The sequence below is a fragment of the Pseudomonas sp. CROZ-RG-20F-R04-15 genome, from assembly GCF_022662375.1.
In the GTDB taxonomy this organism is placed as follows: domain Bacteria; phylum Pseudomonadota; class Gammaproteobacteria; order Pseudomonadales; family Pseudomonadaceae; genus Aquipseudomonas.
In genome coordinates, this window is sequence record NZ_JAKNQL010000022.1 from 69,350 (window position 1) to 81,826 (window position 12,477).

General features: G+C 58.9%; 16 protein-coding genes and 1 tRNA gene. 6 read left to right on the plus strand and 11 right to left on the minus strand.

Annotated features, from left to right (window positions below; genetic code table 11):
- Positions 1 to 77: 77 nt before the first annotated feature.
- Together L8H52_RS24175 and gstA are read right to left on the minus strand one after the other, a co-directional pair.
- Entirely contained in the window at positions 78 to 458 is a 381-nt protein-coding gene (locus tag L8H52_RS24175; RefSeq protein ID WP_150652891.1) for a RidA family protein, read from the minus strand.
- Positions 459 to 542: 84 nt separating this feature from the next.
- Complete coding sequence (gene gstA / locus L8H52_RS24180) at positions 543 to 1,154, minus strand: glutathione transferase GstA (protein ID WP_242209044.1); 612 nt, start codon at positions 1,152 to 1,154, stop codon at positions 543 to 545.
- Positions 1,155 to 1,264: 110 nt separating this feature from the next.
- Here gstA and L8H52_RS24185 point away from each other — a divergent pair, with 110 nt between their 5' ends.
- Positions 1,265 to 2,164 carry a transcriptional regulator GcvA gene (locus L8H52_RS24185; protein WP_242209045.1) on the plus strand — a complete coding sequence of 300 codons (900 nt, stop codon included), beginning with the start codon at positions 1,265 to 1,267 and terminating at the stop codon, positions 2,162 to 2,164.
- Positions 2,165 to 2,288: 124 nt separating this feature from the next.
- Complete coding sequence (locus L8H52_RS24190; RefSeq protein WP_242209046.1) at positions 2,289 to 2,702, plus strand: cupin domain-containing protein; 414 nt, start codon at positions 2,289 to 2,291, stop codon at positions 2,700 to 2,702.
- A 9-nt stretch (positions 2,703 to 2,711) separates the two neighbouring features.
- Here L8H52_RS24190 and L8H52_RS24195 read toward each other — a convergent pair whose 3' ends face one another.
- Both L8H52_RS24195 and L8H52_RS24200 read right to left on the minus strand, forming a co-directional pair.
- Positions 2,712 to 2,921: a hypothetical protein gene (locus L8H52_RS24195; RefSeq protein WP_242209047.1), complete on the minus strand. Its 210-nt coding sequence runs from the start codon at positions 2,919 to 2,921 to the stop codon at positions 2,712 to 2,714.
- Positions 2,896 to 4,107, minus strand: a complete 1,212-nt coding sequence (locus tag L8H52_RS24200; protein ID WP_242209048.1) for an MFS transporter — start codon at positions 4,105 to 4,107, stop codon at positions 2,896 to 2,898. The genes L8H52_RS24195 and L8H52_RS24200 overlap by 26 nt, the downstream gene beginning before the upstream one ends.
- Before the next feature lie 141 nt (positions 4,108 to 4,248).
- Here L8H52_RS24200 and L8H52_RS24205 point away from each other — a divergent pair, with 141 nt between their 5' ends.
- Entirely contained in the window at positions 4,249 to 4,629 is a 381-nt protein-coding gene (locus L8H52_RS24205; protein WP_242209049.1) for a hypothetical protein, read from the plus strand.
- 154 nt (positions 4,630 to 4,783) lie between these two features.
- Here the strand turns inward: L8H52_RS24205 and L8H52_RS24210 are convergent.
- A tRNA-Ser gene (locus tag L8H52_RS24210) sits at positions 4,784 to 4,871 on the minus strand.
- Positions 4,872 to 4,993: 122 nt separating this feature from the next.
- Here L8H52_RS24210 and L8H52_RS24215 point away from each other — a divergent pair.
- Complete coding sequence (locus tag L8H52_RS24215) at positions 4,994 to 5,665, plus strand: Bax inhibitor-1/YccA family protein (RefSeq protein WP_008081508.1); 672 nt, start codon at positions 4,994 to 4,996, stop codon at positions 5,663 to 5,665.
- A 78-nt stretch (positions 5,666 to 5,743) separates the two neighbouring features.
- Here the strand turns inward: L8H52_RS24215 and L8H52_RS24220 are convergent, their stop codons facing one another.
- Positions 5,744 to 6,070 (minus strand): YceK/YidQ family lipoprotein, encoded by a 327-nt coding sequence (locus L8H52_RS24220; RefSeq protein WP_242209050.1) that lies wholly within the window; start codon positions 6,068 to 6,070, stop codon positions 5,744 to 5,746.
- A 58-nt stretch (positions 6,071 to 6,128) separates the two neighbouring features.
- The gene (locus L8H52_RS24225; protein ID WP_064381847.1) at positions 6,129 to 6,566 is read right to left on the minus strand and encodes an Lrp/AsnC family transcriptional regulator; all 438 of its coding nucleotides are present in this window, start codon (positions 6,564 to 6,566) and stop codon (positions 6,129 to 6,131) included.
- Between the two features lie 137 nt (positions 6,567 to 6,703).
- Here L8H52_RS24225 and L8H52_RS24230 point away from each other — a divergent pair, with 137 nt between their 5' ends.
- A complete protein-coding gene (locus tag L8H52_RS24230; RefSeq protein WP_242209051.1) occupies positions 6,704 to 7,597 on the plus strand; it encodes a DMT family transporter in 894 nt (297 codons plus the stop codon).
- A 3-nt stretch (positions 7,598 to 7,600) separates the two neighbouring features.
- Here the strand turns inward: L8H52_RS24230 and L8H52_RS24235 are convergent, their stop codons facing one another.
- The 4 genes from L8H52_RS24235 to L8H52_RS24250 all read right to left on the minus strand — a co-directional run bounded on the left by L8H52_RS24235 (position 7,601) and on the right by L8H52_RS24250 (position 11,762).
- Positions 7,601 to 8,641: an FUSC family protein gene (locus L8H52_RS24235; RefSeq protein ID WP_242209052.1), complete on the minus strand. Its 1,041-nt coding sequence runs from the start codon at positions 8,639 to 8,641 to the stop codon at positions 7,601 to 7,603.
- Between the two features lie 60 nt (positions 8,642 to 8,701).
- Positions 8,702 to 9,661, minus strand: coding sequence for an HlyD family secretion protein (locus L8H52_RS24240; protein ID WP_242209053.1), 960 nt, complete (start codon positions 9,659 to 9,661; stop codon positions 8,702 to 8,704).
- Positions 9,662 to 9,663: 2 nt separating this feature from the next.
- A complete protein-coding gene (locus L8H52_RS24245; RefSeq protein WP_242209054.1) occupies positions 9,664 to 10,020 on the minus strand; it encodes a DUF3302 domain-containing protein in 357 nt (118 codons plus the stop codon).
- 116 nt (positions 10,021 to 10,136) lie between these two features.
- Complete coding sequence (locus L8H52_RS24250) at positions 10,137 to 11,762, minus strand: NADP-dependent glyceraldehyde-3-phosphate dehydrogenase (protein WP_242209055.1); 1,626 nt, start codon at positions 11,760 to 11,762, stop codon at positions 10,137 to 10,139.
- Between the two features lie 352 nt (positions 11,763 to 12,114).
- Here L8H52_RS24250 and L8H52_RS24255 point away from each other — a divergent pair, with 352 nt between their 5' ends.
- A complete protein-coding gene (locus L8H52_RS24255; RefSeq protein WP_242209056.1) occupies positions 12,115 to 12,468 on the plus strand; it encodes a c-type cytochrome in 354 nt (117 codons plus the stop codon).
- Positions 12,469 to 12,477 lie beyond the last annotated feature (9 nt).

Sequence of the window (12,477 nt, forward strand, 5' to 3'; positions counted from 1 at the left end):
TCACATTCAGCATCAATGGCGCCTGAACTGAAGCCTTCGCGAGCAGGCTCGCTCCCACAGGGTTTAGCGGTGTGAAATCAGGCCTTCGCCGCCATCGCAGTCACTTCCACGCGCATCCCTTCAACCGCCAGCGACGCCACACCCACCGCCGCACGCACCGGCCACGGCTTGGCGAAGTAACGTTTATAAACCTCATTGAATGCCGCGCGATCGGCCATATCGGTCAGGTAAATGGTCAGATGCATCACCCGATCCATCGAACTGCCGGCACGTTCCAGCGCAACTTTCAGCGCTTGCAGGGTGCATTCGCTTTGCAGGGTGATGTCGCCCAGTTCCAGGCTGCCATCGGCGCGGGTCGGGATCTGCGTGGAGACCATGATGCCGTTGAACGTGGTGACGTCCGAAGAGATCGAGTCTGCGTCCGGGTCCGGAGTGAAAATGATGTCTTGGTTGGCCATGCTGGTCCCTTGTTTGAGAGAGTGAAGATCGCGGCAGTTTACAGCTTCAGGGACGAGATGGCCCGCTCGACGCCCTGATGATGGTCAGACCGGCAGCGTCGCCGCTTCTGCCGCCAGCGCTGCAATGACGCAGGGGCGGGCGGCGATGCGACGACTGTAGGCGGCAAGGGCGGGCCAGTCTGCGATGTCGATGTGGAAGACGGGCAGCCACGTCAGTACGGTAAACAGATAGGCATCGGCGATGCCGAATGTGCCGGTGAGGTAGTCCTGATTCGCCAGTTGCCGGTTCAGGTAGTCCAGGCGCTTGAACAGCCTCTCCCGGAAGATCGCTTTCACCGATTGCGCAATGTCGGCATTGAACAGCGGTGCACTACCACCATGAATCTCCGAACTGATGAAGTTCAGATGCTCCTGCAGACGCGTGCGCTCCCAGGTGCCAAGTGCTGGCGCCAGTGTGTTACCGGGCACCTGATCGACCAGAAACTGCAGGATCGCCGGGCCCTCCGTCAGCACTTCCCCGTTATCCAATAACAGCGCGGCGACATAGCCCTTCGGGTTGATCTCGCGAAAGTCGCGCCCGTCGCTGGTGCGTTTGCTTTGGTTGTTGACGCGAACCAGTTCGAAGGGCAAACCCAGTTCTCGCAGCACAATATGCGGGGAAAGCGAACAGGTCATCGGCGCGAAATACAGTTTCATGGCACTTCCTTGCAATGTCGAAGGCGCCACAATCGTGCACCCGCGCAGCTTTCGCAAAGGTCATTTACGGTGCTAGCTTATGACAAAATCTCATGAGCACCCTTAATTCCATGACCGTCTTACTGCCTTCGCTCAACGGCCTGCGAGCCTTTGAAGCGGCTGCCCGACACATGAGCTTTACTAGGGCCGCCGAAGAACTCAACGTCACCCAAACGGCTGTCAGCCACCAGATTCGCCGCCTCGAAGCGGAGTTGGGTGTGCATCTGTTTCTGCGGCTCGCCGAAGGGTTGGCGCTCAGCGAAGAAGGGCAGGCCTATCTGCCGGGCGTTCGTGCGGCGTTTCAGGAGCTGCGCTATTCGACTGAACAGTTACTCGAAGGTCGCCACAAAAGCGTACTGACTATCAGCACCCTGGTGTCCGTGGCGTCGAAGTGGTTGTTGCCGCGCTTGCCATCCTTTCAGCAGGCGTTCCCTGGCATCGATGTGCGGATCAGTGCGTCCACTGAGCTGGTCGACTTTCGCAAGGGCGCTATCGATGCGGCGATTCGTTACGGGCGTGGTGACTGGAAGGGTTTGCAGGCCGATTTTTTGATGTCCGATGAAATCTTTCCGGTGTGCAGCCCCGCACTGGCGAAGACATTGAGCACGCCTGCAGATCTGGCGAGGCACACAATGCTGCAGGTCAGCGGTGTGACAGCTAATGACTGGAGCACTTGGCTCAGCGCTGCGGGCCAACCGCTGCAACTCGCCGAGGGGCCACGGTTGACCTTTGATCTGGCGATGATGGCGGTACAGGCGGCGGTTGACGGACAGGGCGTGTGCATTGGCCGTTCGACCTATGTCGAAGACGATCTGCGGGCCGGGCGTCTGGTCGTACCCTTCGATCTGCGCTTGAAAGATGAATTGGGCTTTTATCTGGTGACGCCTCATGAAACGGCGCAGGCGAAGAAAATCGTCGCCTTCAGGGCATGGCTGTTGGCGCAGCCGCCAGCCAGAGAAACCTTTGTATAAACGTGTATCAATCTGCCGTGGATACACACGTGAACAACAAACCCTGGGGTTTACGACACATCCCCCCTACATGCACCGCTCAAGGTAGAGGCCACCACACCACGACGTTCGAGAGGGCAACACCATGCATCGTCCATTGTTACTGGCCAGCGCCGCGCTACTCGCTTCAATGATCGGCATCACCCACGCGGCTGACGCGCCGCCCAAGAGTTGGCAACAAGGCTTGAGCCGCACCGATCTGGTCCGTCAGGATCTCGGGGCCGCCGAGCGTGAAGTGATTCAGGCACGTGTCGATTTCGAACCGGGCGTGACCTCGCCAAGACACGCGCACCCCGGTGTTGAAGTCGCGTATGTGATCAGCGGCACGTTCGAGTATCAACTGGAGGGCAGGGTGCCGGTGACGCTGAAAGCGGGGAATTCGCTGTTCATTCCTGAAGGTGTGGCGCACGTCGCCAAAAACATTGGTGCGGACAAGGGTTCGGAATTGGCGACGTATATCGTGAAGAAAGGCGAGCCGTTGCTCATACTCAAACCGTAGGCCCGCGCCTCAGTGGAGCGTCGCCGCTCGGCGGCTTTCGCCAATCCGGATGCGGTCGAGCGCCCGGTTCAACGCATCGAGGGCATCGAGAAGGGCTTTGGCCTCAGCTTCGCGACCTTCGCCCCACAAGCGCTCGGCCATTCTGTTCAAGGCCTGGATCGAGCGTTCGATGTCGGCGGCGGTTGCGTTGTCTTTAGGGACCGGTGGTTTTTTCGGCATTCAGGGTTCCTCTGCTGACGGCAAACCACCATACCGCTGCGGCGCCCAGCAGCATAGTCAGCACGGCCAGAATCAGGATTACGCCTTGTGTGCCCAGGCTCGACGCCAACAAAGCCACCAGCAAACCAGCCAGGGGTTGCGACAGGTTGTTGAGCAAGGTCATCACGCCCACGGTCTTGCCGAAGTCCTTGGCCGGAATCACCCGCTGACGGATGCTGCGCATGTAGATGTTGAACATCTTGTCGAAACCCACGATCAGCAGAAACCCCAGCACATAGCCCGCCATATTCGGACTTAATGCACTGACCAAAGCGCCTGCGGCAATCATCGAATAAGCGAGCCCGCCCAGTATCCGTTGCGGCAGTTCAACCCGGGCGAGGAAGAACAGAATGATGATGGTGGTCACCGCGCCAGCGGCTTGCAGTCCGGCGTACGCATCCTTGCCGGCACTGAACTCGCCGATCACCATCGCCGCCGAAGTGGCGAGGGTGACGCCGACGATCAGGTTGACCCCGACCGCCAGCAGGATGATTTTCTTCAGTTCTGCCAGTTCGCGGATGTGGCCAAAAGCGATACGCAGAGGTTGCAGCCAGATGTCCTGATGCTGCTCGAACACTTCCAGTGTGATACGGCTGAGGCGTTGCCAGACCAGCATGCTCAGGTCCGCCAACAGGAACAGACCAGCGACCCACAGCACCACCCAGTGCCAGGCCCAGATTTCCAGCAGTAACGCTGCCACCAGCGGTCCGAGCACCAGCCCGGTCTGATCGGCGATCTGCGAATAGGACAAGGTTTTGGTGTAGCTGTAGTGCTGGAAAATATGCGGCATCAGCACCTCTCGGGCCATGATGCCCTGAGTGGTCAGTACGCCGCACAGCGCCGACAACACCACTACCCAGGCGATGCCGCCGAAGAGGGCAAACATGCCAACCGCCAGCAGGCAAAGCAGCGCGCGGTAGATCTGGCTGATGTGCAGAATCCTGATGGGCGAAAACTTGTCACACAAGGCGCCGCACAGCGGAAACGCGAGAAAGCGCGGCAGCGATTCGACGAAAAACGCCAAACCAGCCCAAGAAGCACTGTTGGTGGTCTGGAACACCACCAGCGGCACGATGAACAACAGAATCTGATCCGCCAGTCGCGAGAGGAACAGCGAGGTGAAAAATGCCAGGTAATCCTTGCGCAAGGTGAACTCCTTGTTATTGACGGTCTGGCCGCGCGGCCTGAGTGACAGCAATTTTAACGAGCTGTTTGCCGGCGGCTGGCCGGTATTTGCAATCTCGACGGTATAATCGGATCTTTTTTCTTGAAGTGGGACAGGGCAAACATGGAGCAGGACGGCCGCATTCTGAGCGCTCTCAAACGTTTTCGTTCTTTGATCCTGGCGGTCATGGTGATCGCGTCACTGGGAAACGCGTTCTGGCGCTTTACAGGCGGGTGGAGTCAGTTTTGGACATGCGTAGTGGCGCAAGCGTGGTTTACCCAAGCCGTGTTTGCTTACCTTCGCGGGGGCTGGGTAGCAATCGGCCCCGGTGGACTGCCGAAGGATGCCAACCCAATCGGCAGGGCACTATTGGCTGCAGTGGCGCTGGGGCTTTATTTATTGATGTTCAGCTACGAAGAGCAGAAGCCCGACTCTATTTATGAACGACGCGCCTCGGATTGGACCATGCCTACACGGGAGGAGATGCGGCGTTCGGCGGAGTGATAGCGGGTGCTGATCTGAAAACACGACTGGTGCATCGTGCGATCTTCGTCTTCACCTCCATTGAAGTCATGGAGCGCGATGAGAAGGGCGGAAGCTTTCGTGAACCCCAGATACGACAAAGCCCTGAATAATCAGGGCTTTGTCGTACATAAGATGGCGGAGGCGATGGGATTCGAACTCATGGACCTGTTACAGTCGACGGTTTTCAAGACCGTTGCCTTAAACCACTCGGCCACACCTCCGTTGCGTTGCGGGCGCCATAATACCTGAATGAAACACACTGTCAAACTCTCTGCATGGCTTGTTACAGAGCGTCTGTTATGATCTTTGCGACTGAACGTTTCAAACCAACAGGAGTGTCGCCATGCGCGAACAGGATTACGCAGTTAATAACAGCGTGCAGGCTGAGCAGCTAGAGGTTAGCCGCGTCCTGCGCAACACTTATGGCCTACTGGCTCTGACCCTCGCATTCAGCGGCGTCATGGCTTTCGTCGCTCAGCAGATGCGCGTTGGCTACCCGAATATTTTCGTGGTGCTGATCGGCTTCTACGGGCTGTTCTTCCTCACCAACAAGCTGCGTGATTCCGCGTGGGGCCTGGTGTCCGCTTTTGCGTTGACCGGTTTCATGGGTTTCCTGCTCGGCCCGATCCTCAACCGTTACCTGGGCATGCAGGGCGGCGCTGAAGTGGTCAGTTCGGCGTTCGCGATGACCGCGCTGGTGTTCGGTGGTCTGTCGGCCTACGTGCTGATCACCCGCAAGGACATGAGCTTCCTCGGTGGTTTCATCACCGCTGGTTTCTTCGTGCTGCTGGGTGCAACGCTGGCGAGCTTCTTCTTCCAGATCAGCGGCCTGCAACTGGCGATCAGCGCAGGTTTCGTGCTGTTCTCGTCGGTGTGCATCCTGTTCCAGACCAGCGCCATCATCCACGGCGGCGAGCGCAACTACATCATGGCGACCATCAGCCTGTATGTATCGATCTACAACCTGTTCATCAGCTTGTTGCAGATCTTCGGCATCATGAGCCGCGACGACTGATCGCAGTCTGTGACATAACGAAAAACCCGCCTCGGCGGGTTTTTTGTTGTCTGCGTGAAAGTGCTGCCAGGCGCGTGGTTAATTGATCACAATGCTGCCGTCGGCGTGCTGCCTGTAGATGGTGTAGGGCAGCAGAAAGGTATCGAGTACCCCGGACGCGGCGGCATCAATCAGCATGCCGAAGTTCGCATTGTTGTAGTCGAATGCATCGACACCGTCGCGCAGCTCGGCGTGCATCATGCAGAAGTCGTAGGTTACGCCGCTATAGATTCGTGGCACGGCACCGCAGTAGGTTTTTTCTTCCCTGAGGCTGTCTGCGGCTTCCTTATCGCCGCGCACAACGGTCTGCACCGTTCCGCAACCACCAAGCATCAACGCTGCCAGCATCATTGCCTGAATTCTCATTACCGCCAATCCTTCGCCGGAAAAACCTCAATCTACGCCAAAGGTGCGGAAAAAGCATTTAGGCCATCGGCGGCAAACGACGCTTGACCGGCGTCTTCTTGACGATCGCGGTGTTGGTTTCGGCCAGTGTATTGAGGCGGTCGAGCAGGGTGTCCAGTTGTTCCATCGAACGTACATGCAGGCGCGCGATGAAGCAGTCTTCGCCCGTCACCTTGTCGCACTCGGTGAACTCCGGAATCGACAGGATCTGTCGTTCCACCTCCTGCAACTGCCCTGGCAATGGCCGCACCCGGACGATGGCCTGCAATTGGTAACCAAAGCATTTCGGGTCGATCTCGACGGTGTAGCCCTTGAGCACGCCGCGTTCTTCCAGCCGGCGCAAGCGTTCAGCCACGCTTGGCGACGACAATCCGCTGATTTGCGCCAAGGCCTTGAGCGAGCGTCGCGAATCCTCCATCAATGCGCCGATGAGGATCTGATCAATATCGTCAGTCATGAAAAACTCCAGCATTAGGCAATTGGTGAAAACTACCCACGATAAAAAAGGCAGATGTCGAGTTTAGCCTGCTTTTTACGCTGGAGCGCCTGCGGGTTTGCTTGGCATACTTTTGTCACAAAGACAGGAGATTGAAGATGGACAACACAATCCGTCGCGGCTCATTTGAAATGACCGCTGCCATGCTGATTTCCGGGACGATCGGCTGGTTCGTGCTGATATCCGGGCAACCGGTGCTGGACGTGGTGTTCTGGCGCTGCGTGTTTGGCGCCGGCACCTTGCTGTTGATTTGCGCGGCGTTCGGCTTTTTACGCCCGGGAATTCTGACCCGCACCACGTTTTTGCTCGCAGTGCTCAGCGGGATGGCGATTGTCGGTAACTGGGTGCTGTTGTTTGCTTCGTACTCCCGCGCTTCGATTGCCATCGGCACGGCGGTGTACAACGTCCAGCCGTTCATGCTGGTCGGGTTGGCGGCGCTGTTTCTCGGCGAAAAAATCACTCCGCAAAAGTTGTTCTGGCTGGCGATTTCGTTCATGGGCATGCTGGCGATCGTCAGTGCCCACGGCACCCGGGGTGAAAGCGGCAACGACTATCTGATGGGCATTGCATTGGCGTTGGGCGCGGCGTTTCTCTATGCGATTGCTGCGTTGATCATCAAACGCCTGACTGGCACGCCGCCGCATCTGATTGCGCTGATTCAGGTGTGCACCGGGATTTTGCTGCTGGCGCCGTTCGCGCATTTCAGTGCGCTGCCGCAAGCGCCGAGTGCCTGGGCCAGTCTGGTGACATTGGGCATCGTCCACACCGGTCTGATGTATGTGTTGCTGTACGGCGCGATCCAGAAATTGCCGACCGCGTTGACCGGCGCACTGTCGTTCATCTACCCGATTGCGGCGATCTTCGTCGACTGGTTTGCGTTCGGCCATCGCCTGGAAATACTGCAATGGATCGGTGTCGCGGCGATCCTGCTGGCCGCCACCGGCATGCAACAGGGCTGGGGCCTGAAGCGTCGGCGACTGGCCACGCAGTAACCCTCAGATGTTCCAGCGCGGTGCGCTTTTCGCCAGGCGCTGGCGCATCTCGGCGACGTTCGCCGCCAGTTGTCGAGTCAATAACCGGTAGCCATCCAGCGCGCTGTACACCGGCGCATCGAGATTGCCTTCCGGCAACTCCAGCGGTCTGTCCAGGCGTTGTGAGGCACCGGTTTTCAATGCCCGGGCCATGCCGATCAGTTGCACGCGAATCTGCCGGTGCTCAGCTTTCAATGCCGCTTGCAGATGCGCCATGGCCTCGGGATCGTTGGCATCCGGCCGGGTGTTGCCGAGGATTTCCAGCGTGCTGATGCACATGCGCAGATTGCGCTGGATGGCATCGAGTTCGGTCATGGAAATCTTCACTTCCTTGGACACCGACGGCATCAGCGAACGCAATTGCACCATCACCGCGCCGAGGCGCCCCATCAGTTTCAAATGCTCATCGGCGCTGACCGTTTGGCCGCTGATGATCCGCCCATACACCGTGGCGCAATCACGCAGGGCATCGGCGAGGTTGTAGCGCCACGAGTACACCGCGTACAGCGGCAAGGCGAAAGAAAACGCCAGGGCCAGGGCGATGCCGATCAAAATATCGACGCCGCGCCACAAGCCGTCGGTGATCGGATTGTCGCCATGTCCGGCGACAATGAACACGGTGATTGCCGAGAGCAGGGCGGTATAACCACCCTTGCCAATCGCGTGATAAGAGAAGAAACCGCAGACCACCGCCATCGCAAAGTACGTCAGCCATGGCATGCCGAGCCACGCTTGCTGCGCCACCAGTAACAAGCCGACGCCGGCACCGATCAAGGTGCCGGTGGCGCGTTCGGCGGCTTTTTTGCCGATGTTGCCGTGGTGCTGCAAACCGCCGATCACCACCAGCATGGTCACCGAGGCCCATTCGCCGTGGGGCAGGTTGATGCCGGTGGTCAACAGGATCGTCGCCAGTAACCCGAGGGCCACGCGCACCGCATGAATCAACCGCGCGTGCCGGTAACGTCGATAAGGATCAAGCAACGGACGCAGGACACGACGCAGCAAGGGCGGAAGTCGATGGGTGCTGTAAGTACTCAGTGCGGGCCTCTCGTCATCAATAGCTGTTTAGTGGAATGGAAAAATGTAATTCATCCACGCCGACATGCGCAGCAGGATTTTGCGCATCGCGCCGATATGGTGAAAGTGCTGGCTGTACAGCGCCGCCTGACCATAAGCCCCGCCGGGCATTTGCTTGCTGTACTGGGCGAAGTCCGGATCGGTGATTTCGATGATTACCGGCACGCGCCCGGCCGGTGGCGAGCCGGTATAGCCGATCAGCGTGCCGGAAGGTTGTACCTGGCCTTCGGCGATCACCCCAATGACACTTTTTACGCGCCCCTCGAACACCTTGCCCGGAATGCCATCGAACGCGACTTCCGCTTCATCGCCCACCGTCAAACGCAGCAGGCTGTTCTGGCGCATCCACGCGGCAAAATAGTGTCCCTCCTCAGGGATAAACACCATCGACGGGCGCAGCGGCAGCTTGGTCGCCATCACTCCCGGACGCAGCGACACATGCGTGACGAAACCTTTGCTCGGGGCGCGAACGATGGTGTTGTCCAGTTCGAACTGGGCATTGTCCAGTTGCGCCTGTAGATCATCGGTGCGGGCAATCGTTGCATCGAGTTCGCGTTGGGTGCCGAAATTGCGCTTGATCAGCTCGGTGATGCGATAGCGATCGCCCTTGGCAGCAACCAGTTGCGCCTTGAGTGATTTCACCCGGTTTTCGAAAGGCGTGGGGTCGATGCGAAACAGCACATCGCCTTTTTCCAGCGGCTCGTTGGGATGCACGGGTACGTCAATCACCAGGCCGCTGACGATGGGGATCACCGGCACCGAGACAAAATACGAGCGCGCCACTTCGGAGTAAGGGTGGTTGTAGTTCATGGTGAAAATCAGCGCACCAATGATCAGAACCCCGCCCAGTACTGCCGTGGGCACCGTCCATTTGTTCAACGGGATACGGAAGATCTTGAACAGGGCAACGCAGAACGCTGCATAAGTGAGGATGAGGAGCAGATCCATGCTCAGCGCCCCTCTGTGTCGTTGGGCGGCGCAAGCGCAGACTGGGTCTCAAGCCGCTCAAGGCGACTTTGTAGCTCAAGGACTTGTTGCTCCAGGCGAAGGACGTGGTTCTGCAAAGGCTTGCCGTCGCCAAACCCCCAGCCGCGATCCTCGCGATAGGCCATCGCCCAGATCCACAAAAAGGGCCAGAGCGCATGCAGAGTGAACAGGCTGACCCAGCCAGTGGCATGGATCGCATCCTGATGCGGGTGATTGCGGTGAACAGCGATTTCGTACGGAATGTCGTGCAAGACGATGATTCCGTAAAACAGCACAAGCCCGACAAACACCAACAAACCCAACGCGAAGTAATCAAGCATGATCGACCTCCCGGCATCCAGCGCAGCGCTGGGATCAGTGTAGACACTGAATGGCCGGGGGCTTCAGGATTTTAGACTCGAAGCTGATGACGTCCTCTTCGGTTATTTCCAATCGGTCAGAAAATATAGTCGGTGGTCAGGAAGCTCGAATCACGCCCGCGAATGATCTCGCTGATCAAGTCCTTGTTGCTGTCCTGAAACTTGGTCGCCACCAGGGTACGGATCGAGAACACCCGCAACGCATCGTGCACCGACAGCGTACCTTCCGCCGAATTCTTGCGGCCGTTGAACGGGTAAGTATCCGGGCCGCGCTGGCATTGCGCGTTGAGGTTGATCCGCCCGACCTGGTTGGCAAAGGTGTCGACCAGACGACCGACCGCCACCGGGTTGGTGCCGAAGATGCTCAACTGCTGACCGAAATCCGACTCCAGCACGTAATCGATCACGGTATCGAGATGACGGTACGGGACGATCGGCACCACCGGGCCGAACTGTTCTTCCTGATAGACGCGCATCTGCGGATTCACCGGGTACAGCACCGCTGGGTAGAAGAACGACTCGCGTGATTCGCCGCCATTCGGGTTGACCACTTCGGCACCCTTGCTGCGCGCGTCAGCGACTAGCCCGTGCAGGTAATCGACCTTCCCCGATTCCGGCAGCGGTGTCAGCGACACGCCGCTGTCCCACGGCATGCCCGGTTTCAGCGTGGCCAGTTTTGCGTTGAATTTTTCGATGAAGCTGTCGACCACGTCTTCATGCACGAAGAGGATTTTCAGCGCGGTGCAGCGCTGGCCGTTAAACGACAGCGAACCGGTGACAGCCTCGCTGACGGCATTGTCGAGGTCGACTTCCGGCAAGACGATGCCCGGATTTTTCGCATCCAGCCCCAGCGCCGCACGCAAGCGGTGTGGTTTGGGGTGCAGTTTCTTCAGGTCGCTGGCAGCCTTGTTGGTGCCGATAAAGGCGAAGATGTCGATCCTGCCGCTGGCCATCAGTGCGCTGACGGTTTCGCGGCCGCTGCCGTAGATCACGTTGATCACGCCGGTCGGGAAGCTGTCCCGGAACGCTTCGAGCAGCGGGCGAATCAGCAGCACGCCGAGCTTGGCCGGTTTGAACACCACGGTGTTGCCCATGATCAGCGCCGGAATCAGCGTGGTGAAGGTTTCGTTCAGCGGATAGTTGTAAGGGCCCATGCACAGCGCTACGCCGAGCGGCACGCGGCGGATCTGCCCGAGGGTGTCCTGCTCCAGCTCGAAACGGCTGGAGCGGCGGTCGAGTTCCTTGAGGGCATTGATGGTGTCGACGATGTAGTCGCAGGTGCGGTCGAACTCTTTTTCCGAGTCCTTGAGGTTCTTGCCGATTTCCCACATCAGCAACTTCACCACGGCATCGCGCTGTTGGCGCATGCGGCCGAGGAAGGCTTCGACGTGCTGAATGCGTTCGGCTACGCGCATGGTCGGCCACAGGCCCTGGCCTCGGTCGTAGGCGCGAACGGCAGCGTCGAGGGCGGTGAGGGCGGTGTCGGCATCAAGCAGCGGCGTGCTGCCGAGAATGACTTGTTCGTCGCCATTGTCACCTTTCAGATAGACCGGGCTGCGCACGGTGGCGAGCGGGCCGTCCCAGCGGCGCAACTGGCCGTCGACCAGATATTCGCGTTGCTCGACCTGAGCGTCGAGGCGGTATTTTTCCGGGATGTCGCTGACAGAAGGGAACAGATTGCCAAGGATGTTTGCTGTGGTCATGTCGCTACCCCGTGTTGATGTCCGTATGCAGATCGAAAAGCCTTCACAGGTTATACGCCTGAATGCGCCGACATTTAAACCCGCAAATGTCACCGGAATGTCACGCAAAGGCGCAGAGCAGAGCGGGGTGCTTGATGATGATCATTCCCACGCTCCGCGTGGGAATGCAGCCCGGGACGCTCTGCGTCCCATTGGAACGCGGAGCGTCCCTTGAGGCATTCCCACGCAGAGCGTGGGAACGATCACCGGGGGAGAGGGCTGGCCCCGTTTGCCCCCCTCGCTGTCCCGCAATGCCCTCAAGCCGTTGCAGCCGCTGCCTTAAGGTGTGAGCACAACAATAAGCGAGGCCGTTATGCGGGCAATCCGACTGACTTTACTGATGGCGTTGGCCATGACGCTGCCCGGCTGCGGCGAAGACCCCAAACCCCCGGTCACCACCAATAACGCCATCCCCAAGGATCCGGCACTGGCGCAGATCTACGCCAACAGTTGTCAGCTCTGCCACGCCAACCCGGCGGCCAACGCACCGCTTACCGGCGACCGCAAAGCCTGGGAACCGCGCATACGGCAGGGCACCGACACGCTGCTCGACCACGCTATCAACGGCTACAACGGCATGCCGCCGATGGGCCAGTGCGTCGAGTGCTCGGAAGAACAATTCCTGCAATTGATCGGCTTCATGGCCGACCAGCCCCTCCCAGAATAAGGTGCCCGG